Consider the following 21,029-nt stretch of genomic DNA (forward strand, 5'->3'; position numbering starts at 1 on the left):
GAAAGGTCCCCTCCTCATGAAGAGCACGCGCTCCAAGCGGCTGGGTCTCGCCCTCGCGGCGGCCCTCGGAGCGATCGGGGTGAGCATGCTCATCCCGGCCATCGCCTCGCCGGCCGTGCCGGACCCGCTGCCCCAGGGCATCAACATGGGTGGCCTCCACCTGAACCCGACCTTCGGCACCGGCACGACCACGCCGGACTGGTCGACGACGACGGCCTGCGCGGCCGGCACCAACCTGGCCAACGTCAACACGATCGACCTGCTGCACGTCGAGCAGACCATCTCCGACAACGTGACGGCGCCGCTCATCCAGACGGCGGGCTTCGGCGGCCACTTCATCCAGGACATGGCCACGGTCCAGGTGATCGCCGGCAACGGCGGCGCGGAGTCGTTCCTGTTCATGGTCGACTGCCGCACCGGCGCCGGGACCGGCACCTACGTCGACGCCGTGCAGGTGGACTTCGCGGCCGACGGCAGCTGGGTGGTGCACGGCACCACGCCGGGCACCCCCACGCCCACGAACACGGTCACGCCCACGAACACGGTCACGCCCACGGCCACGGTGACGCCCACGGCCACCGCGACCCCGACGGCCACGGCCACGCCGACCCCGACCGCGACCGAGACCGGCACGCCGACGCCGGACGCGACCGACACGATCTCCCCGACGCCCGCGGCCAACGGGGGCAACCTTCCGGTCACCGGCACCGACGTCGTCGCTCTGGCGGGCGGCGCGATCGCGATGATCGCGATCGGGGTCGGGCTGCGCTACGGCGCGCGGAAACGGTCGCAATCCGGCTCCTGAGCCGTATCGTCCATGAGCGATCGTTCGCACCGTCAGGGTGCGAACGATCGCTTTCGGTGCGCGCACAGCGGGCATTCACCGGCAAATCCGGCGCACAGCTTCCCCTAAGGCACGCTAAAGGCGGCCGTGGCTATCACCTGATCGGTCAGGGGTTACTGCTGAATGGTTTTTTCCTCGTTTCTTGATGTTCATCTCGTGCATGTCCGGCGTGTGGGCAGGAACGCGGAGCGCGTCATCGCCGATATCGAGGGTCAGCACGGTGGCCTGCGCGCCGTCAACGCTACGAGCGTTTCCGGCGCGCCGGTAACGAACATTCGGGGAGGAATGTCCACATGCTGCCGCCGAGGTTCATTTTCCTGGCGATCATCACACCCGACGATGACGAATCAGTTGTCGACCGGCAACAACGGACCGCATGGATGCTGTGCTCGCCCAACAATCGCATACTCGGCCGCGGGGAACGCCCCTTCGACACCGACGCGGAGTGCCGCGAGGCCGTCCTCGGCGTGGTGAACGCGGCCGACCGGCTCAACGCCGTCTCCACCGCCCTGGGCACCAGCGGCCACTGGGTCTGGCGGGTCGAGCTGGACGGCGTGCCGGTGGCCGTATCGCACCGCTCCTACCTGCGGGCCCGCGAGTGCCAGTACAACGTCGGGCGGTTCCTGGCCGCCCTGCCCGCCGCCCTGCTGACCGACGGCCGGCGGCTGCTGCGCGAGGCCCCGCGCGCGGTCGACCGCCTCGCGCGCGGCACCGCCGAGACGCCGGCGCCGGCCCGCCGCGACCGCGGGGACCGCGGGGACGCAGCCTGGCGCATCAAGACCGCATGAGGTTTCCCGCCGCGCCCGGGAAATGCTGTCCCCGATTCGCACCTGACGCCGGAACGGACCATTCATGAAATCAGCCGTTTTTCATCCGCGCCTCCGCCTGGCCCTGCTTTTCGCGGCGGTGCTCGCCATTCTCGCGATAGGCGCCCCGGCCCGCGCGGAAGCGCCGGCCCGCAGTGACGGCGACGGCGGAATGCCGATCGTGGTCGTGGTGAGCGGAACCCCGGAGGAAACCCCCACCCCGACTCCCGGCGGTGGCAATGGCGGCAATGGTGGCAATGACGGCGGCAATGGCGGAAACGGCGGCGACCTGCCGCGGACCGGCCTGAACATCCTGCTGATCGCCGGCGTGGGCGTGGGCCTGCTCGCCCTCGGCGCCGCGGTCCGGCTGGCCGCCCGCCGCCGCTCGGCGAGCCGCACTTCCTGATCTCCGGCTGTATCTCTGCTTTTCGCTCCTGCTTTTCTCGACCGCCGGCTATTCCACGGCCGGGGCGGTGACGCGCCCGCGGTGCTGGCGGCGGTCGAGGAGCAGCAGCCGCCCGGTGCCGGCGGCCGGGACGCCGTAGCCGGCCACGAACCAGCGGGCGGGGCGGCTCAGCCGTCGTTCGTCGCGCCCGGCGGTGATGTCAGGGCTCCAGCGGGGTGAACGGCTCGCCGCGGACCAGGCGGGTCAGCGCCTCGTCCGGGGTGGGGCCGACCAGGAACTCGCCGGCCTCGTGGAGCAGGAAGATCCGGCCGTCGGCCGCGGCCACGAGGTCGCTCGGGCCGTCCTCGTACCAGGCCAGCGGGAAGACCGCCTGGCCCAGGTCGGCCGCGAACTCGACGAACAGGTCGACCATCACGCGGCCCTCGGACGGCCAGAACTCCACGTCGAAGCCGCCGGTGGCCACGCCCGGTTGTTTCAGCTGGCGGAAGGTCAGGCCGCCGAACTCGTCGAGCAGGCGGCGGGCGACCGGGAAGATCGGGAGGCGGTCGTCCAGGCCCGCCAGCCAGGTCGAGACCCACGCGGCGACGTCGCGGTCGGGGCGCCAGCCGGCGGCGGTGAGCACGTGCCGTACATCATCGGGAAAACGCTGCCGGGCAGCCATCTCCAGCTCGTAGAGCTCCGCGACGCCCCGCGGCGAGAGGGAGGGCCAGGTGGTCAGCTCGCCCGACTGCTTGTCGATCACGGCCAACGGGGCGCCGATGACGGCCGGGGGCCGGTCCGGATCGGAGGGCGGGACCTTGGCCCAGGCGACATAGCCGAGCTCGAATTCGTAGAGGCCCACGTCGCCGCCGCTGACCGGGAGGCTGGCCAGGGCCCAAGGTCGGGCGATCCGGGCGGCTTCATCAGGCGTCACCAATGCGCACCTCCGTGGTTGCTGGCCTATCGTATGCAGCCGGGCACCGCGCGAAGCGGGGAGGGATCAAGCGGACATGCCGTCGCGACGCGAACAGATCCAGTCGTACCAGTACCTGATGCGCCGTGTCGTGAATGCGTTCGTGGCCGGCGAGGCCGATCCCGCGCAGTCGCCGACGCGGCGGCTGGCCGGGGCCGGGTACGCCAGCGTCATGATCGCCCTGCTGGTGCTCGCCGTGGTCGGTGTGATCGGGCTGATCCGGCACGGCGGCAACACCAGCTGGCGGGACGGCGACGCGGTGGTGATCGAGCAGGAGACCGGGACGCGCTACGTGTACCGCGACGGCGTGCTCTACCCGGTCGCCAACTACTCGTCGGCGGTGCTCGCGATCGGGCAGCCGGCCACGACCGTCTCGGTGTCGCGGGAGTCGCTGACCGGCGCGACCCGCGGGCCGCTGATCGGCATCGCGGGTGCGCCCGACGCACTGCCGCCGGCGAGCCGGATGAGCGGCGCCCCGTGGTCCATGTGCGCGGTGGCCGGGCGCGACGCCGGCGGCGGCCCGACGGTCTCCAGCCAGATCCTGGTCGGCACCGCCCCGACCGGCGGGCGCGACCTCGGCGACGCGGCGATCCTGGTCCGGGCGGCCGGGGGGCCGTCCTTCCTGATCTGGAACGCGCACCGGTACCGCCTGGAGGCCCAGCGCACCCTCGCCGCCATGGGCATCGACGCGCAGCCGCGGGTCCTCGTCGACGAGGCGTGGCTCGGCACCGTGCCGCAGGGCCTGCCGATCACGCAGCCGCAGGTGGACAACCGGGGCAAGGCGTCCAGCGCGATGCGGAACAACCTCATCGGGCAGGTCCTCACGGTGACGGTCGGCGGCGCCACCACCGGCTACCTGGTGCGCGACCGGGACATCCTGCCGGTGACCCAGGTCGAGCAGGCGCTGATCCTGGCGGATCCGGGCACCGCGGTGGCGTACCCCGGCGGAAATCCTCAGGCACGGCAGATCCAGGCGTCCGACGTGGCCAACGTGACCAAGGCGAGCCGGCCGCGCTCCGACCTCGACCCGCCCGGCCAGGTGCCGTCGATGGCGGCCGTCGACCCGGCGTCGACGCTGTGCACCACGTGGGCCGACGGCCAGGGCGGCCCCAGGTTCGTGGTCGACGCCGACCGGCGGCCGGAGGGTGCGGGCATCGCGTCCGCCGGCACCGCCGCCGACCAGGTCGCCACGCGGGTCGTGGTGCCCTCGGGCGGCGGTGCGGTGGTGCGCTCGGCCCAGTCCACCGGGGCCGACGCGGGCCAGATCTTCCTCGTCACCGACCAGGGCCGCCGGTACGCCCTGATGAGCCCGGCCCAGCTCGCCTGGTTCGGATACGGCGGGGTCAAGCCGGTCGAACTGCCGTCGTTCGTGGTCGCCCGCGTCCCCGCCGGACCGGGTCTCGACCCGCGCGCGGCCCAGCGGCCACTGACTGGCTGACACCTTGCCACTACGCTATGTGGGCAAACTTCGATACCGTGAGATTGACCAGTACCGAATGGAGGGGGGTCTGTGACGATGGCTGGCAAGGGCGTGACCACCAACGCCGCGGTCATGGCGCGGACGGCTCAGGAGATCGACGGGGCCGCGGACCGGCTCACCAGCATGTTCAGCAAGCTGATGCACGAGCTCACCCCGCTGCAGTCGGCCTGGGTCGGCGCGGCCGGCTCGTCGTTCCAGGGGGTCAAGGACCGCTTCGACGCGGACGTGGCCGGCCTCAACGTCGCGCTGCGCAGCATCGCGCAGGCGGTGTCGACCGCCGGGCGCGACTACACCCTGAGCGACGACGAGATGCGCGCGGAGATGACGCAGGCCGGGGCGAGCGCCGGCGAGATCACCCGCGCCCTGATGATCAACTGACACCGGAACGGGGAGGATCACCATGGCCGGGGACGAGATCGTCGTCGAATTCGCGGCACTGAACCAGGCCGCGGCCGACATCAGCGCGGCGCTGGCGTCGATGCAGGCGGAGCTGGACGCCGTCGACCAGCAGGTGGCGCCGATGACCGCGAGCTGGCAGAGCGAGGCCCAGCAGGCGTTCGCGCAGCGCAAGGCCGAGTGGGACACCGCCGCGCAGGACCTGCACCTGCTGCTCAACGGGATCAAGGGCGCGATGCTCAAGTCGGCGGAGATCATGCAGGCCCGCGAGCAGGCGAACGTGGCCAAGTTCACCCGCTGACGGTCCGGCCCGGTCCGTCAGCCGCCCGGCTGGCGGACCGCCTTGGGCAGGAACCCGGCGGCGTTGAGCGTGACCTTCTGGCGGAAGAGCCAGCGGTACAGCGGCGGGTATTCGCTCGTCGTCACGCCCGCCTGGCGGAAGCGGTAGCCGTAGTAGATGTAGAACGACTGCCCGACGATGCCGTTGTCCGTGCCGTCCTCGTTGACGATCGTCTCGTACGGCGACAGCGAGTCCTTGTCCGGCATGAGGCTGCGCTGGATCCACAGTGGATCGTCGTAGGTGACGGCGTCGGCGGAGAACGCGACGTACACGCCGCGCCCCGGGCCGTGGGTGTAGCCGGTGGTCAGATAGCGGTTGAGGTACGTGCTGAACGCGGCGTCGCCGTGCGTGGAGAACATCTCGCCGTTGCGCATGATCGGGGTCGCGACGCCGTTGAGGCCGGGCTCCGACCAGTTCCCGTCGTGGTACTTCTGCCACGGGCTGACCGTGCCGCGCCGGGCCGCGTCGAGCACCTCGGTGATCGGGGCCCGGGCCACCGAAGCCTTCTCCGGCTCGCCCGGGTTGGTCACGTCGCTGTAGTAGATGTAGAAGTAGCCGTCCTTGGCCACGTACGGCACGCCGCCGATGTTGGTGGCCCCCTTGGCGTCCTTGACGTGCTGGCCGATGATCCAGCCGAGCCGGTGGAAGGTCGCCCCGTTGTCGGTGGACCAGGCCAGGCCGAGGCCCCACCAGCCGTACTTCGCCGGGTCGGCCCACTCGATGTGGCAGAACGCGAGCAGGGCGTGGTCGTCGGTCTGGAACACGTTGGCGATCCACCACTGGTCGCCGGTGCGGCCGTTGAGCGCGTTGCGGGTGTAGACCGGCGTCTGGCCCGGCGCGTCGAGCGTGCCGCGGAACTTGGACAGCACGGTGCCCTGCGGGCCGCCGCCCGAGTGGTAGAAGTCGAACTGGCCGTTGCCCTGCGGCACGACCGACAGCATCGAGTCGTACGCGAGCGACACCCCGACCCGCTGGAAGTCCTCGGGCTTCATGACGACCTCGGCCTGGTCGAGGACGAACTGCGGCTCGACGTCGTAGGAGATCTCCGGATCCCAGAAGAGGGTGTCGTACGCCTGGGTGCCGTACTGATCGACCTGGAAGTACAGCATGTCGCCTTCCGCGACGTCGGCCTTGAACACGTGCTGGGCCATGAAGTTCGGCTGGATGACCTGGTAGTCCGCCGACGGCCAGACCTTCGTGGTGCCGGTGCCGTGCTGCTGCTTGACGACCGTGCGCACGCCGTCGCTGGCCGGCGTGTAGATGCGGTGGTCCATGAAGCCCTGCACGGTCACCGTGCCGGAGCGGGGCGCCTTCCACCCGATGACCGCCTGGTTGGTGGAGGGGTGCGCCCAGCCCGGGCCGATCTGGCAGTCCTCGTAGGCGCCGCGCCACTGGCCCGCGCCGGCGTCCCAGGTCATGGGGGAGTAGGCGGCGCCGTCCCACTGCAGGTAGTACCACTGGTTGCCGCCCTGCGTGCCGGAGAACCCGGACGAGAACTGGAAGGTCTGGGCGGAGGCGGGCTTCTTGGTGTTGCGGCCCCCGGCCGCCGCGGACAGGGTCCCGTCGGCGGTCAGATGCCCGACGATGAAGCCGGCCACGAACACGGGCAGCAGGGCGAGCACGACCACCCGCAGGGTGCGCCCGGGCCACGGCAGGGCCTCCACCCGGCGCAGCAGGGGCTCGAGCGGCCCGCCGGGCGCGACCAGCCGGCTGGCGGCGTCGCGCAGTGCCGTGGACCGGTTACCGCCCTGCAGCACAACGTCCCCCTCCGATGTCTGAGCGCCCCCGACGATATCGAACATCGCTGCTAACCTTCGCATCGTGACCAGTGCCCAGCCGCCCTCGCAGTGGAACGACGGAGCGATGCGCCCGCCGACGACATCGGACGGCGACGCGCCCACCATGCCGATCCCGGTCACGCCGCCCGGCTCGCCGGTCCCGCCCCCGCAGGCGCCCGCGGGGCCGTGGCCGCCCGGCCCGGGCGGGTACGCCGGCGCGCCCGTCTCCCAGCCGGGGCACCAGTGGGCCCAGCCGCCGATGGCCGTGCCGGACGCCGGTCAGCCGCCGCAGGACTGGCCGGGCCAGCCGCCGGTGCCGCAGCAGATGCCGTACCCGGCGTCCGGCCCGCCGGTGCAGCAGCAGTGGCCGGTCACCTACCCGACCTCGGGGCCGCCGATGCAGCCGATGTCCGGCCCGCCCACCTCGGCTCCGCCCACGTCCGGGCCGCCGCAGTCGTGGCCGCCGGCCGAGCCCACGTCCGGGCCGCCCATCGGGCACTGGCGCGGCGGCACGCCGGTCTCCGAGCTGCCGCCGTGGGGCGACACGGGGCTGCCGCAGGACCCGCCCAACGCGGGGCCGCGGATCGTGCCCTCGCCGCCGGAGCCGCGCGGCAAGCTGCTGCTCGGGCTGCTGATCGGCGCGGTCGCCGGCATCGTGCTGGCCGGGCCGGCCGGATACTTCCTGCACTCGCCGGGCGAGACCGCGGCCGCGCCCTCGCCGTCGGCCGTCGCGTCCACCGCACCCACGCTGTCCTCGTACGAGACGGTGCGCCGGGACGTGAACAAGCCCAAGCTGGGCGGCGACCTGGCCGGTCTCGCCGAGCCGTGGCTGCCGTACCTCGGCGGCTGCCTGGCCAACGGCGAGCCGAACGGGCCGGCCCTGAACGAGGGCGAGAAGACCCACGTCGCGTGCACGTACGGCGGCATCTCGGTGCACTTCGCGACGTACGAGTCGGCGATCGCGCGCGACGCGTCCCGCGACTACCACGTCAAGCTCAACGGCCAGGCCGCGAACCTGGCGCCCGGCCTGGACACGCCGGTCAAGAAGAACGGCACGGTCAGCAAGGCGGCCGGGATGTACATCGAGTACGCCTACCGCCTCAACTCCGGCGTGACGATCTGCGGCCTGTCGTGGGACCGGGACGACGACACGTCCGGCGTGACGCTGGAGGCCGTGTGCAGCTCGGAGCTCGACGGCAAGTGGGAGCCGCTGCGGGAGATCTGGCAGCGGTACAGCTGAATCGGGTGACACCGGCGGCGGGACTCAGCGCCCGCGGCCGGTGAACACCTCGCCCACGGTGCGCAGAATGACCTTCACGTCCAGCCAGAGCGACCAGTTCTCGATGTAGTAGTTGTCGAACCGGGCCCGGTCGGAGATCGGGGTGTCCCCGCGCAGGCCGCTGACCTGCGCGAGGCCGGTCAGGCCGGCGGGCACCCGGTGGCGCAGCGCGTATTCGGGGTGCTCGGCCGAGAACTGGTCGACGAAGAACGGCCGCTCCGGCCGCGGGCCCACGACGGTCATGTCGCCGCGCAGGATGTTCCACAGCTGCGGCAGTTCGTCCAGCGAGGTGCGGCGCATGAAGCGGCCCACCGGACCGATGCGCGGGTCGCCGTCGATGGTCCAGTGCGTCTCGGCCTCGGCGTCGTCGGCCGGGCGCATCGAGCGGAACTTGATGACGTCGAAGGGCTTGCCGTAGCGCCCGATGCGCTGCTGGCGGAACAGGATGCCGGGGCCGCCCTCGATCCGGGTGGCGATCGCGCACAGCAACATGATCGGGCTGAGCACCACCAGGGCGATCGCCGAAACGATGATGTCCGAGGTGCGCTTCACGGCCCAGCGCGGGCCGGACAGCGTGGCCCGGCGGGTGCGGGCCACCGGGATCGCGCCGATGTGGTCGGGCACGCCGTTGTGGGAGAAGAACTCGCGCAGCCGCGGCACCACCCACAGGTCCCGCTTCATCATCACCGGCCGCCGGGCGAGCTTGACGAGCCGCGCATCGGGGCAGTTCACGTCGGCGACGATGACGACGTCGCAGTCGGTGAGGGCGACCATGTCCTCGAGGTCGTCGAGGGAGCCGAGCAGCGGCTGCAGTTCCCGCTGCTCGTGGGAGGTCGACTGGACGTCCACGAACCCCACGAACCGCAGCCCGTAGCTGGGGTAGCGGCGCAGCAGCCGGGCCAGCTCGGCCGCGATCGGCCCGCCGCCGATGATGATCGTGTTGTGCTCGACCCAGCGCTTGCGCCGGGCGATGACCGTGGCCGAGCGGGTGAGCATCCGGCCGACCACGACCAGGACCGCGGAGATCGCGATGTTCTGCAGGAACTCGGTGATCGCCCCGACCGAGTCGTGCCGCTGCGCCGCGATGATCGCGACCACCGCCGCCGCGGCGAGCATCCGCCCGGCGAGGCTGGGCAGTTCGTCGAGGATGCTCAGGTGCCGCCGCGCGTGGTAGAGCCCGCCGATGGCGAAGATGCACACCGTGAGCAGCGCGCAGACGATCATGCCTTTCCAGTAGCCCAGGCTCCACAGCAGCGGCGCGAGCAGCGCGATCAGGTCGACCGGCAGGGTCAGCATCCAGGCCCGCAGCGCGCGGGTCCGCTTGGAGTTGCGGGCGGCCGGATAGGGCAGCACCGCGGTCGTGTCCAGCGCGGCCAGGTGGGCCGGTGCCGCGTCGTCGTGCTCGCTCGTCCGCTGTCTCGGTGGTCGCCACTCCACCTCGATCGCCGCGCGGGCATGGCGCGGCTCGTGCATCGATTCGCTCATCTCGCTCCCCGTTACGGCGTGCTGCCGGATCGTTACACGACGCGCCGCGCGATCGAACGCACCGATCGACGTATTTATGTTAATTGGCCTGGCAACCCCGTGGTACTCGACTTCTGTTACGGGTTGGGTGCGGTGACGTCGGCCCGCACGACCCGGCGACCGGCCAGGCGGGCGGCCACGACGTGCCGGCGGCGCAGGCGCGGGCGGCTCACGCCGAGCACGAACTCCGGGTACATCCCGTAGAACGTCCACGCCGCCCGCAGCTCCAGGTTGTGCGCGCGGGACCACTTGAACGTGTTGGTCGCGCGCCCCCAGTGGTGGGTCCAGCGCACGTCGCCCAGCACCGAGACGCCGAGCCCGTGCTCCCAGGCGCGCAGGCAGATCTCGGCGTCCTCGTAGTACAAAAAGAAGCGCTCGTTCCAGCCGCCGATGTGATCGAAATCGCTGCGCCGCATCGCCACGGCCGCCCCGATGACCCACGTCACCCAGCGCGACTCGCCGGGCTCGCTCAGGATGCGGTACCGCGCGTGCATCCGCTCGAACGGCCACATCCGCCGGTTGCCGAGCTTCGCGGTGACGTACGGGAAGCCGCGCCCGTTGGGCTGGGGGACCCCGTCCGAGCCGAGCAGCTGGGGCGCGACGAGCCCGCCGTGCACGTCCAGGTGGGCCGCCAGCCGGTCGAGCCCCTGCCCCTCGACCTCGAGGTCCGGGTTGGCGAACAGCAGCAGCTCGCTCGCCGACGCGCGGACCCCGATGTTGTTGGCCTTGGCGAACCCGAAGTTCTCCGGCAGCTCGATCACCCTTGCCCCGAGCGCGCGGGCCACCTCCACGGAGTCGTCGGACGAGGCGTTGTCGACGACGATCCAGTCGTACGGCTTGAACGGGGTGTCCCAGCAGCGCCGGAGGGTCTCGGCGGAGTTGTACGAGACGGTCACCACGCTCCAGCGCGGCGTCGGGCGGTCGCGCTGGGCGGGGATGTGCGGCTGGCTCATCGGGCCTCCCGTCCTCGAAGGTGGCCGGCCAGGGCGGCGATGCCGAGGCGGCGACCGCGCCAGTCCCGGCGGGCGCCGGCGGCCATCGCCAGGCCGCGCCCGACGCCGCGCAGGAACGAGCGCAGCAGCCCCTGCCGGGCCCGCCGGGCGGCGAGTCCCAGGTGCGCGACCAGCAGGATCGGCGCCGCGGCCAGCAGCAGCGGCCAGGTGAGCCCGCGCGCGGCCACCAGCACCCGGTTGCGGGCCAGCAGGAACGAGCGGAACTCGGTGAGCCCGGCGTCGCCCTCCACGCTGTGCCCCCAGGCGTGTGGGAGCGCGAGGTCCAGCGCCGCCGTGCGCACCCCGGCGGCATGCAGGCGGAAGGCCAGGTCGGCGTCCTCGCCCCAGGCGAACATCGGCTCGTACAGGCCGCCGAAGCGCCGGAACAGCTCGGCCGGGAACACCCCGGCGCCCCCGGACGGCCCGATCGGGCGGCGCCGGCCGTTCGCCGGGCGGTCGATGAAGAGCGCGATCGGGTGCAGATCGATGCCGGTGTACTCGCTGCCGTGCATCAGCAGCCCCAGCGCGATCGGCACGTCCGGCTCGGCGCGCACCGCCGCGAGCACGCGCCCGAGCGAGTCCTCGTGCAGCCACACGTCGGGGTTCAGCAGCAGCACGTGGTCCGCGGTGACGTGGGCCAGGGCGCGGTTGCAGCCGGCGGCGAAGCCCGGGTTCGTGTCGTCCGGCAGGTACCGGCCGCTCCCCGGCGGCAGGTTCTGCTCGATGACCGGCGGGCACGAGCCGTCGGGCGCGTTGTCGACGAAGACGAACTCGACCGGCAGCCCCTCGGCGCTGCGCACCCAGGTCGGCAGCGTCTTGACCAGCACGTCGGCCGAGCGGAACAGCACGGTGACCACGGCGAGGCGCGGCGGTTGCTCAGCCGGCACGGCGCGGCCTCCCCATCAGGAACAGCGCGAGCAGCCCCGGCGCGAGGCCGAGCCAGAACGGCTGCAACGCGACGTAGAACTCGTAGATGCCGAAGGCGGCGTAGTACACGACGAACGCGCGGGCCAGGTGCTGGGCCGGTCCGGTCGAGCCCTGCAGCCGCCGGTCCACCAGCCCCACCACGAGCCCGACGACGAGCAGGTAGACCGCGGCCCCGGCCGGGCCGAAGTCCAGCAGCGGGATGGCGGCGAAGGTGGCGGTGTTCATGAAGTACGGCATGCTCAGCTGCGAGGTGATGAGGTACATGTCGGTGTGCCCGACCAGCCGCTCGCCCGGCCGCCCGGCAAACTTCAGCGAGTAGGCGCCGTGCCCGTGCGGCACCGCGTCGCGCTGCTGCCACAGCCGGCCGAACGTCTCGGTCGACGAGCTCAGCGACAGGTCCAGCGAGGCCACGCTCGCGAGGGCGGGATTGCTGCCGTACCGCGCCCGGAACTCGTCCTCGAAGATGCCCTCGCCGGCCAGGGTGCGCTGCCCGCCCAGGATCACCACGAGCAGCACCGCGAACCCGCCGATCAGCGTGACCGCGAGGGCCGGCCTGACCTTCGGCGCCTTGCGGCCCGGCGGCCGGCGCGTCGACAGCGCGGCGATCAGGGCCGGCACGATGCCGACCAGAACCGCGTTCTTGCTCGCCCCGAGCGCGGCCCCACCGGCGAACACGACGGCGAGCGCGGCATAGAGCCAGCGATGCCGAGCCTCACCGGCGACGGTCCGCAGCAGCGCCACGGCCAGGCCGAGGGTCCACGCCTGGCCGAGCACGCCGGTGTAGATGTTGTCCCGATGACTCAACGCCTCGCGGGCGACGTCGGGGTTGCTCGCGAGCACCGGGGGCAGCGTGCCGCGGAAGCGCAACACCGCCGAGACAAAAGCCACGAACAAGACGCCGCCGAGGTACAGCCTGAGCCTGCGCTCGCTCGGCCAGACCAACAACGGCCGCTTGACCGCGGCGGGCTTCTCCGATCCCGCGAGCCCCACGCTTCCGGCGCCCCCGACCGACGCGACGTGCACACGGCGGGTTTGGCGGGTTGACTCGAGCTTGCGGCCGATTGCCCAGCCGCCGAGGAAGCAGCCTACGAACGCGGCGAGGACGGGCATCGCGGCCGGGCCGGCGAACGAGTCGTAGGGGCCGGGGAAGACCAGCACCGCGGTGAACGCGGCGGCCCAGGCGGCGGCGGTCGCGCCCAGCCACCACATCCCGGCGCGGGCCGCGAAGAACGCCGCCGCGGCCATGCCGAGCACCGAGCCGACCCGCGCGTCGAACACGAGCACGAGCATCACCACGCCGGCCGTGACGGCAACCGCAGCCGGCGTCAACGGCTCGCGCGACGGCCGCGTGGCGTCGGGCGTCAGTGGTCCGCGCGGTGTCATGGCGTCGGGCGTCAGTGGCTCGTGTGGTCGTGTGGCGTCGGGCGTGAGTGGTCCGTGTGGTGGCGGGGTGTCGGGGGTTAGCGGCTCGCGCGGCTGGGTGGGGTCAGGCGTTGACATGGGACACCGACCGGTAGAGGTCCGTCCAGCGGTGGACGGCGCGGGTGAAGGCGTGCTCGTGCTGGTACCAGTGGGCGATGGCGAGTCGCTCGGCGCTCGGCGGGGTGGCGGCCAGGGCGGTGCGCACGGCCGCTGCGATCGCGTCCGGGCGAGGCTCGGCGACGAACGCGAGGACGCCGGCGGCGCGGTGGGTCACCTCGGCCAGGCCGCCCACGCCCGAGTGGACCACCGGGACGCCCAGCGACAGGGCCTCCTGGGCGCTCTTGCCGAACGCCTCGACGCTGGAGGGGACCAGCAGGCAGTCGAGCGTCGGCAGGAACTTGGCCGCGTCGACCTGGCCGAGGAGTTCCACGTTCGGCAGCGGGGGCACCGCGACCGAGCCGGAGCCGCCGACCAGCAGCCGCGCGTCGGGCAGGGCGCGGGCCACGTCGCCGAGCAGGCCGGCGCCCTTCTCCGGCTCCAGGCGGCCCAGGTAGCCGAGCACCGGCGGCTCGCCGGGGGCGCGCTCGGGTGCGGGCTGCGGGGCGGGCCAGGCCGGCGGGAGCGGGTTGGGGATGACCCGGATGTCCTTCACCTTGCCGCGGTCGCGCAGCTCGCCGGCCTCGTACTCGGAGACGGCGACGGTGGTGTGCGGCCGCACCCGGCGCATGATCAGGTCGAGCGTGATGTTGGCCTGGACGCGTGCCTTGGCCTTCAGCGTGGGCGCCGCGCCGCGGGTCTGCCACAGGCTGCTGTGCAGCGTGACGACCAGCGGGGTCGGGTCGCCGCCGGACCGGAGCGCGGCCCGGCAGTGCATCGCGGCGGAGAGCAGGTGCGCGCACACGACGTCGGGGCGCAGCTCGCCGATGACCTGCCGGAGGTCCCGCACGTACTGCAGGTCGATCCGGCTGCGGGCGCCGAGCTCGCGCCACGGTACGCCCGCCTCGCGCAACGCCGCCCCGGTCGCGTCGTCCGGGGTGCAGGCCACGATGTCGACGCCGGACGCGACGAGCGCCGGCAGCATGTCGACGAGGAAGTGCTCGGCCCCGCCGAACTGGCGGCGGCCCGAGCCTCCGGTGGTACACACGACGAGGACTCTCATGGGGTGCGCAGGCCCTCGATGGCGCCGCGGGCGATCGCCCGGCGCACGGTCGACCGGGCGACGACGGCGCGCATGACGGTGCCCGCCGCGTAAGCGGTGGTGGCGACCCGGCCCCGGCGGCCGCCCTGCGACTTGCTGGCCCGGATGAACTCGCGGGTCTGCCGGCGGGAGATCTCCTCGCGGCTCCACACCTTCTTGGCGGTGGAGTCGTTCTCGTGCTCGATCACCGCGTCGCGCACGAACGCGATCCGCAGGCCCAGCCGGCGGACCGCCCAGCACAGCCGCAGGTCCTCGGAGTAGAAGAACGCCGACTCGTCGACCCCGCCGATGGCGTCGAGGGTCTCCCGGCGGATCGCCACGAACGGCCCGGTCAGCCAGTCCGCCCGGTCCGGTGCGGTGGTGATGCGCAGGGCCGGGATGATCGCGCTCAGCCCGGTCGCGTGGCCGAGGCCGACCCGCACCGACAGGAACCGCCCGCCCTCGGTGGCCTCGGAGCCGTCGTGGTTGCGCACGCTCGGGAACGCCGCGCCGACCGTCGGGTCCCGCAGCGCGGCCACGAGCCGCGTGACGACCTCGTCGCCGGCGATCACGTCGTTGTTGGCCAGGATGATGTCGCGCCGGGTCGAGTGGCGCACGCCGAGGTTCATGCCGCGCGAGTAGCCGAGGTTCTCCTCGGAGCGCACGTACCGGGCGCCGGTCTGCGCGCACATCGCCCGCAGCGCGGCACTGACCTCCGCCCCGCTGCCGTTGTCGACCACGACGATCTCGGCGGCCGCCGGCAGCGAGCGCACGCAGGCACCGGTCTTGACGTGGTCCTCCCAGGTCAACACGATGATCGAGGTATCCATCCGCTACACCGTTCCGCTCGTGGCCGGGACCAGGGACTTGCGGCGGCGCGGGCTCACCAGCGAGCCGGCCGCGTGGATGCCGTGGACGACCGAGGAGGCGGCGGCCGCCAGGACCAGGGGCTTGCGGCGGCGCGGGCTCACGAGCGAGCCGATCGCGTGGATGCCGTGGACGACCGAGGAGGCGGCGGCCGTACCGACGGCCCCGTTTCGCTCGTGGCCGGGACCAGGGACTTGCGGCGGCGCAGGCTCACCAGCGAGCCGGCCGCGTGGATGCCGTAGACGACCGAGGAGGCGGCGGCCGCGCCGACGGCTCCGATCAGCGGGATGAGCACCAGGTAGGTCGGGACCGCGGCGGCGAGGGCGATCAGCGCGACGACCGTGGTCGCCTGCTCGCCCCGCTGCTTGAGCAGCGCCGCCGACCACGCCTTGCCCAGCGTGGTGGCGATGGTGCCGGGCAGCAGGATCAGGCCGAGCAGCCAGGCCTCCCGGTACCCGGGGGCGAGCCAGCCCAGCCCGGCCAGCGCGACGGTGCACAGGACGCCCACCGGTAGCGCCGCCTTCACGATCGGGCCCGCCGAGGGGGTCCGGTCCTCGCCGGCGCCGCGGTCGGCCAGGATGCGCTGCGCGGTGATGACCGCGCCGGCCTGGGCGAACTCCATCGCCGCGACGGCCAGCGCGTAGACGCCGAGCGCGCCCGAGCCGGCGAACCGGGCCAGGATGATCTGGTCGAGCCGGAAGGTGAGCATCTGCGCGCAGATGCCCAGGTGCAGCTTGCCGATGGTGGCCACGTCCCGGGTCCGATCGCCCGGCAGCAACCGCGGGGGCACCGGACCGGAGCCGGACGGGTCCAGCCCGAAGCCGCGGGCCTGGCGCAGCACCGCGATGGCCAGGCCGAGCGCCGCGAGCAGCTGTGATCCCAGCCACACGGCGCTCCAATGCTCGCCGGAGCGGTCGCCCCGCAGATAGAGGACCGCATATCCGGCGATGAGGGCGGCACCGGCGACGGCGCGCGTGCCGTATACGAAGACGAAGCGCTTCAGTCGCAGTACCAGAGAAGATCCGGCATTGAAAACGGTCAGTGCAGCCGCGCCGGCCATCGCGTTGCGGTAGTCGCCGATGCCCTCGACGGCGATCAGCGCGGCGGCCACCCCGGCCGACGCCACCACGCAGCCGATGAGCAGCAGGATGATCCAGCGGCGGCCGCGGTCGAGCACCCAGCCGGCCGGGCGGGACAGCAGGAAGGTGTCGATCGAGAAGCCGCCGATCGCCGCGCCGAGCGTTGCGCCGACGATCGTCGCGGCCAGGTCGCCGCGCTCGGTGGCGGGCAGCACGACGGTGCCCACCGAGGCGAGGCCGGTCAGGGCGAGCGAGGCCATGAAGAGCGGTGCGGGCCGCAGGGCGAGCCGGGCGTACTTCAACACAGCCGAATACCTGCCGCCGTCGATGCGCGATCTCCCCCTGTCGCGCGCCGAACCTTTGTACCGGAGCAAAGAACGTCGCCGCAACCGGTGAGACGCGCCTGTAGCCTGTGACCGTCCCGCGTCCAGCCCGCTGATGGAGTCCGATGTCCGGCACCCTGTTCGTCCGCTCGGCGCTGACGCATTGGCGAAGCGTGGCGGCGTTCGCCGTGCTCGGCACCGCGGCGACCGGGCTGCTGGCGGCCGCGCGCACCCCGGAGTTCCACGCGCACCTGCAACTGATCGTGACGTTCACGCCGGTCCGGCCGAGCGCCCAGGCGATGCTGGCGCCGGCCATCGCCGCCGAGGCCGGGCCGACCGTCGACGCCACCTCGGCGGTCGCGATCGGCCACGCGTTCGGCGCCGACGAGCGGCTGATCGAGTCGCGGGTCCGCGGGTACGCGCAGAAGGCCACCAGCACCGCGATCACCGGCCAGGTCAGCCGCGCCTTGGCACTGGGCTGGTCGCCGGACGAGCTCGGCGCGCACATCGCCGCCTGGTCGCCGCTCAACACGACGCTCATCGACATCGAGGTGCGCGACGCCGACCGGGGCCGGGCGGCCCGCATCGCCGACGCGATCGGCGAGGCCCTCGTCGAGGCGGCCAAGGCCGAGCCGCTGCCGCCGAACGACCCCGCGCCGCTGCGGCTGGAGCTCGCGGCCCGGCAGGCGGCCATCGTGCCGGTCGAACCGGAGCCCGTCCCGTGGCGCCCGTACCTGGCCGGCGGCGCCCTCGCCGGCCTCGCCATCGGCACCGGCCTGGCCATGCAGCGGGCCCTGCTGCGCCGCCGCGGCGACACGATGCGCGACTGGGTCCGGCAGCGGCTGGCCGCCGTGCAGTCCTTCGCCCGGCTCGCGAACAAGCACTTCTGGGGCCCCGGCTGGCGCTGACGCCCGCCTGGCCGGCACCGCGCCTCGCGATCCGGCGACCAGCCGACCGGCCCGTGCGGTGGTGGCCAGCCGACCGGCCCGCGCCGGGGTGCGCAGCCGATCGGTTCGCGTGGCGGTGATCAGGCGACCGGCTTGTCTGACGGCGCCGGGTGGGCGGCGAAGAAGGCGTCCATGGCGTCGTTGCGCATCGCGTCGAAGAGCTCCTTCGACTGTGCCTCGTCGAGCTGCACGGCCGAGCCGGCGCTGGTTTTGAGGTCGTCGTTGGAGTACGGCACGGTGCCGAACTTCACGTTGTCCGGCCGGATGTTCTTCACCGAGGCGGCCAGCGCGCGCAGGTCGATGGTCTTGTCGATGGTCAGCGACTGCGCCGCGGTGATGAGCAGCTTGTCGAAGGCGAGCGGGTTTTCCAGCAGCCCGCCCTTCGAGACCTTGTTGATGATGCCCCGCACCACCAATTGCTGGTCGTGCATGCGGCCGAAATCGCCGCCGGGGACGCTCTTGCGGTTGCGCATGAACTCCTCGGCGGTCTTGCCGTCCATCTGCTGGCAGCCCTTCTTCCACGTCGTGTTGGAGAAGGTCGATTTGACGTCGAAGTCGAGGCACACCTCCACACCGCCGACCGCGTCCACCATCGTGCGGATGCCGGCGAAGCTGGCGATCATCGCGCCGTCCAGCGTGATTCCGGTGAGCTGGCTGACCGTCTTCACCGCCAGCGGCGCCCCGCCGAAGGCGAAGGCCGCGTTGAGCTTGTTCATCCCGGCCTTGCGGCCCTTGCTCTCCGGGATCATGACGTAGCTGTCGCGCGGGATGGAGATGATGGTCGCGCTGTCCCGCTTGGCCGAGATGTGCACCAGCATGATCGTGTCCGAGCGCTCGCCCGCGACCACGCCCTTGTCGGTCTCGCCGGCCCGGGAGTCGGAGCCCAGCAGCAGGAAGTTCAGCGGGCCGCCCTCCCAGTGCTCCTCGGTGACGGCGGGCGGGGCGGCGGCGTCGCCCATGAGATCGTCGTGGTGTACGGCGCCCTCGTACCGCGACAGCAGCCCGAACGCCGCCGCCGTGCCGCCGCCGACGAACGTGAACAGCACGATGCCGATGATGATGAGGGCCCGCTTCCACCGGGCCAGCCCGCGGAAGCCCTTGCGCTTTTTCGGCGCCTTGACCGGTGCGTCGACCTCCGCCGTCTCATCGCCGAAGTTGTCGCGCGGTGCATCCGATCTCGTATAGGTGGACATTGCCGACGTCGCCCCCGATTGTCTCGCCTATCGCGCCATCACAATCCGCGTGCGATGCATGACAACTCGTCATCCACGGATTCACGTCGATGCGTTCGTTCAAGCACGATAGCCGGTACCGCGTCCACTCTCCAGCGCGCGGCAGTTCCCAGAAATCATTGCGTGAAATAGGCCACATTGATCAAGGTGAAATTTGGCAAAAGCCCCTTTTAGCCGGGGAAGGCGTCGGCGAAGGCCCGATGCACCGGCGTGCGCGGCAGGCGGTCGTAGATCGCGAAGACGACGCGGTCGAAGCACGGCACCCGCTCCAGCGCCACCGCGAAGGCCCGCGCCACGTCGGCCGGCGCGTTGCGGAAGACGCCGCAGCCCCAGGCGCCGAGGACGAGGGTCCGGTGGCCGTACGCCGCCGCCACCGACAACACCCGCGTGGCCCGCCGGCGCAGGATTTCCGGCACGTCGCCGGCGTCCGCGGGCTGGTTGCGCAGCAGGGCGCCGAGGTTCGGGGCGGCCGCCGTGAGGAAGCTCGTCGCGAACGGCTCGTCCAGCAGGTTGCCCTTGTCGTCGCGGAAGCACGGGACTTGCGGCGAGTAGATGACGTGGTCGCTGTACCGGAGATCGCGCTGTTGGCGGTGAAACCCGTAGAACGCCGGGGCGGTGCGCTGGCAGGCGTAGAGGGCCGAGGCGCGGGCCAGGCTCTCCTCCTGCGCGACCGCGCCGCCGAGGAAGCCGCCGCCCGGGTTCTTGGCCGAGGCGAAGACCAGGGTCGCCGCACCGGCACCCACCCGGCGCGCGGCCGCCAGCGTCGACTCATGCGTCACCTCGACGCCGACGGCGGCAGCCGGGGTGCCCGCCGCGACCGGCTCGTCCGGTGCGATCAGCCGGGTGCCGGCCATCGCCGCGCGCACGGACGCGGCCAGATCGACGCGCGCGCCGCGGGTGTTCACGTAGTCGCCCCGCTCGGCGATCGCCACGGTCTGCCGGGCGATCTCCCGCAGGCGGCCACTCACGGGCGACACCGTAGCAAGGGGTACCCCTGACAAACGACACAGTAGTGCGGCCCCGACCGGCCCTATCGTGCGAAGACATGAGCGAACCGGTCTCCCAGCGCCCCCAGCAGCTTCCCGAGAGCGCCCGCGCGCGCCTGGGGCGGACCCAGCAGGGCAGCAAGCCGTTCTTCACCTCGGACCTGTCGGTCAACGAGTTCGTGCTGACCACGCAGACCGGGTTCGAGCCGCTGGGCCTGGTGATGGGCACCTGCATCTACCACGTCGGGGTGCAGGCCTCGCGCTGGAGCGTGAGCCAGGAGCTGCAGGTGCTCAGCCAGGCGATGTACCAGTGCCGCGAGCTGGCCATGGCCCGCATGGAGAGCGAGGCCGACGCGCTCGGGGCCGACGGTGTGATCGGCGTGCGCATCCGCTCGCTCAACTACGCGTTCGCCTCGGACGTCCTGGAGTTCGTCGCGGTCGGCACCGCGATCAAGTCCAGCAACGGCCAGTCCTACCGCACGCCGGCGGGCCGCCCGTTCACCTCGCACCTGAGCGGCCAGGACTTCTGGACCCTGCACCGGCACGGCTGGCTGCCGCGCGGGCTGGTGCTGGGCACGTGCGTGTACCACATCGCGCACATGACCTTCCGCCAGATGCTGTCCAACGTGGGCCAGAACGTCGAGCTGACCAACTTCTCCCAGGCCGCCTACGACGCCCGCGAGATCGCGATGGACCGGATGCAGTACGAGGGTCAGCTGCTGCAGGCCGACGGCATCGTGGGGGTGAGCGTCGAGGAGTCCGCCTGGGAGTGGGGCCAGCACGCGATCGAGTTCTTCGCCATGGGCACCGCGGTCGCCCGCCTGCACCCGGACGCCCAGCCCGAGCACCCGACCATGGTCATGCCGTTGACGTGAGCCGCTGCAGGGCCTCGACCGCGGCGGAGTCGGCGCCGGCGACGCGCACCAGCTCCCCGGTGAGCGCCCGGCACCAGGCGTCGGCGTTGCACGTCTCGGTGGACAGCACCACCCCGCGCGACACGTGCCGGATCACGGTGACGGGCCGCGCGCCCACGCCGTCCCGCTCGATCTCGAACCGCCGGCCGTCCAGGTCCACGTGCACCGCGAGCACCGCGGGCTCACGGCCGCCGAGCCGCGCCTTGAGCCGCCCCTCCCGCCGCACCTCGACCAGGTGCGCGGGGAGCGCGGCGGACAGCACGGCGATGAGCATCCCGCCGAACAGCGACAGATCGTCGGCGCCCTGCCGCAACCGCGCCGCGACGAGCTCCAGGTCCAGGTGGGACTCGGGATTCAC

At 72.4% G+C, this 21,029-nt stretch carries 22 protein-coding genes; 9 read left to right on the top strand and 13 right to left on the bottom strand.

Annotated features, from left to right (window positions below; genetic code table 11):
• The first annotated feature begins 16 nt into the window (after window positions 1–16).
• From ACQP00_RS05095 to ACQP00_RS05105, 3 genes are all read left to right on the top strand, one after another.
• Window positions 17–805, top strand: coding sequence for a hypothetical protein (locus ACQP00_RS05095; protein ID WP_433215023.1), 789 nt, complete (start codon window positions 17–19; stop codon window positions 803–805).
• A gap of 332 nt (window positions 806–1,137) precedes the next feature.
• Window positions 1,138–1,632, top strand: a complete 495-nt coding sequence (locus ACQP00_RS05100; protein ID WP_433215026.1) for a hypothetical protein — start codon at window positions 1,138–1,140, stop codon at window positions 1,630–1,632.
• A 64-nt stretch (window positions 1,633–1,696) separates the two neighbouring features.
• Window positions 1,697–2,056, top strand: a complete 360-nt coding sequence (locus tag ACQP00_RS05105) for a hypothetical protein (RefSeq protein ID WP_433215029.1) — start codon at window positions 1,697–1,699, stop codon at window positions 2,054–2,056.
• A 199-nt stretch (window positions 2,057–2,255) separates the two neighbouring features.
• Here the strand turns inward: ACQP00_RS05105 and ACQP00_RS05110 are convergent, their stop codons facing one another.
• Window positions 2,256–2,969 (bottom strand): SUKH-3 domain-containing protein, encoded by a 714-nt coding sequence (locus ACQP00_RS05110; RefSeq protein ID WP_433215032.1) that lies wholly within the window; start codon window positions 2,967–2,969, stop codon window positions 2,256–2,258.
• Between the two features lie 76 nt (window positions 2,970–3,045).
• Between ACQP00_RS05110 and eccB the strand changes: the two genes are divergently transcribed.
• The 3 genes from eccB to ACQP00_RS05125 all read left to right on the top strand — a co-directional run bounded on the left by eccB (window position 3,046) and on the right by ACQP00_RS05125 (window position 5,185).
• On the top strand, window positions 3,046–4,446 hold the full coding sequence (gene eccB, locus ACQP00_RS05115) for a type VII secretion protein EccB (protein WP_433215035.1): 1,401 nt from the start codon (window positions 3,046–3,048) through the stop codon (window positions 4,444–4,446).
• 78 nt (window positions 4,447–4,524) lie between these two features.
• Window positions 4,525–4,866, top strand: coding sequence for a WXG100 family type VII secretion target (locus tag ACQP00_RS05120; protein ID WP_433223706.1), 342 nt, complete (start codon window positions 4,525–4,527; stop codon window positions 4,864–4,866).
• A gap of 22 nt (window positions 4,867–4,888) precedes the next feature.
• The gene (locus tag ACQP00_RS05125; RefSeq protein ID WP_433215038.1) at window positions 4,889–5,185 is read left to right on the top strand and encodes a WXG100 family type VII secretion target; all 297 of its coding nucleotides are present in this window, start codon (window positions 4,889–4,891) and stop codon (window positions 5,183–5,185) included.
• 17 nt (window positions 5,186–5,202) lie between these two features.
• Here the strand turns inward: ACQP00_RS05125 and ACQP00_RS05130 are convergent, their stop codons facing one another.
• Window positions 5,203–6,981: a hypothetical protein gene (locus ACQP00_RS05130; RefSeq protein WP_433215041.1), complete on the bottom strand. Its 1,779-nt coding sequence runs from the start codon at window positions 6,979–6,981 to the stop codon at window positions 5,203–5,205.
• 64 nt (window positions 6,982–7,045) lie between these two features.
• Here ACQP00_RS05130 and ACQP00_RS05135 point away from each other — a divergent pair, with 64 nt between their 5' ends.
• Window positions 7,046–8,242: a hypothetical protein gene (locus ACQP00_RS05135; RefSeq protein ID WP_433215043.1), complete on the top strand. Its 1,197-nt coding sequence runs from the start codon at window positions 7,046–7,048 to the stop codon at window positions 8,240–8,242.
• A 24-nt stretch (window positions 8,243–8,266) separates the two neighbouring features.
• On the opposite strand, the gene ACQP00_RS05140 is transcribed toward ACQP00_RS05135, so the two are convergent.
• The 8 genes from ACQP00_RS05140 to ACQP00_RS05175 all read right to left on the bottom strand — a co-directional run bounded on the left by ACQP00_RS05140 (window position 8,267) and on the right by ACQP00_RS05175 (window position 16,574).
• Window positions 8,267–9,577, bottom strand: coding sequence for a sugar transferase (locus ACQP00_RS05140; RefSeq protein WP_433223708.1), 1,311 nt, complete (start codon window positions 9,575–9,577; stop codon window positions 8,267–8,269).
• A gap of 305 nt (window positions 9,578–9,882) precedes the next feature.
• Window positions 9,883–10,758 carry a glycosyltransferase family 2 protein gene (locus tag ACQP00_RS05145; protein WP_433215046.1) on the bottom strand — a complete coding sequence of 292 codons (876 nt, stop codon included), beginning with the start codon at window positions 10,756–10,758 and terminating at the stop codon, window positions 9,883–9,885.
• A complete protein-coding gene (locus tag ACQP00_RS05150) occupies window positions 10,755–11,684 on the bottom strand; it encodes a glycosyltransferase family 2 protein (RefSeq protein WP_433215049.1) in 930 nt (309 codons plus the stop codon). Before ACQP00_RS05150 ends, ACQP00_RS05145 begins: the two co-directional genes overlap by 4 nt.
• Window positions 11,674–13,107, bottom strand: a complete 1,434-nt coding sequence (locus ACQP00_RS05155) for a hypothetical protein (RefSeq protein ID WP_433215052.1) — start codon at window positions 13,105–13,107, stop codon at window positions 11,674–11,676. The genes ACQP00_RS05150 and ACQP00_RS05155 overlap by 11 nt, the downstream gene beginning before the upstream one ends.
• A 103-nt stretch (window positions 13,108–13,210) precedes the next feature.
• Window positions 13,211–14,290: a glycosyltransferase family 4 protein gene (locus ACQP00_RS05160; RefSeq protein ID WP_433215055.1), complete on the bottom strand. Its 1,080-nt coding sequence runs from the start codon at window positions 14,288–14,290 to the stop codon at window positions 13,211–13,213.
• An 11-nt stretch (window positions 14,291–14,301) separates the two neighbouring features.
• The gene (locus ACQP00_RS05165) at window positions 14,302–15,153 is read right to left on the bottom strand and encodes a glycosyltransferase (RefSeq protein WP_433215058.1); all 852 of its coding nucleotides are present in this window, start codon (window positions 15,151–15,153) and stop codon (window positions 14,302–14,304) included.
• Between the two features lie 3 nt (window positions 15,154–15,156).
• Window positions 15,157–15,294, bottom strand: coding sequence for a hypothetical protein (locus ACQP00_RS05170; protein ID WP_433215061.1), 138 nt, complete (start codon window positions 15,292–15,294; stop codon window positions 15,157–15,159).
• Window positions 15,291–16,574 (bottom strand): lipopolysaccharide biosynthesis protein, encoded by a 1,284-nt coding sequence (locus tag ACQP00_RS05175; protein WP_433215064.1) that lies wholly within the window; start codon window positions 16,572–16,574, stop codon window positions 15,291–15,293. The genes ACQP00_RS05170 and ACQP00_RS05175 overlap by 4 nt, the downstream gene beginning before the upstream one ends.
• Window positions 16,575–16,717: 143 nt before the next feature.
• Here ACQP00_RS05175 and ACQP00_RS05180 point away from each other — a divergent pair, with 143 nt between their 5' ends.
• On the top strand, window positions 16,718–17,500 hold the full coding sequence (locus ACQP00_RS05180) for a hypothetical protein (protein ID WP_433215067.1): 783 nt from the start codon (window positions 16,718–16,720) through the stop codon (window positions 17,498–17,500).
• Window positions 17,501–17,619: 119 nt separating this feature from the next.
• Here the strand turns inward: ACQP00_RS05180 and ACQP00_RS05185 are convergent, their stop codons facing one another.
• The gene (locus tag ACQP00_RS05185) at window positions 17,620–18,732 is read right to left on the bottom strand and encodes an LCP family protein (protein WP_433215070.1); all 1,113 of its coding nucleotides are present in this window, start codon (window positions 18,730–18,732) and stop codon (window positions 17,620–17,622) included.
• Between the two features lie 209 nt (window positions 18,733–18,941).
• Window positions 18,942–19,739 (bottom strand): TIGR02452 family protein, encoded by a 798-nt coding sequence (locus ACQP00_RS05190; RefSeq protein WP_433215073.1) that lies wholly within the window; start codon window positions 19,737–19,739, stop codon window positions 18,942–18,944.
• 77 nt (window positions 19,740–19,816) lie between these two features.
• Here ACQP00_RS05190 and ACQP00_RS05195 point away from each other — a divergent pair, with 77 nt between their 5' ends.
• On the top strand, window positions 19,817–20,632 hold the full coding sequence (locus ACQP00_RS05195; protein WP_433215076.1) for a heavy metal-binding domain-containing protein: 816 nt from the start codon (window positions 19,817–19,819) through the stop codon (window positions 20,630–20,632).
• On the opposite strand, the gene ACQP00_RS05200 is transcribed toward ACQP00_RS05195, so the two are convergent.
• Window positions 20,616–21,029 carry a hypothetical protein gene (locus tag ACQP00_RS05200; RefSeq protein ID WP_433215079.1) on the bottom strand — a complete coding sequence of 138 codons (414 nt, stop codon included), beginning with the start codon at window positions 21,027–21,029 and terminating at the stop codon, window positions 20,616–20,618. The two genes, ACQP00_RS05195 and ACQP00_RS05200, sit on opposite strands and share 17 nt — an antisense overlap.

Source organism: Dactylosporangium sp. CS-047395, assembly GCF_050942185.1.
GTDB lineage: Bacteria > Actinomycetota > Actinomycetes > Mycobacteriales > Micromonosporaceae > Dactylosporangium.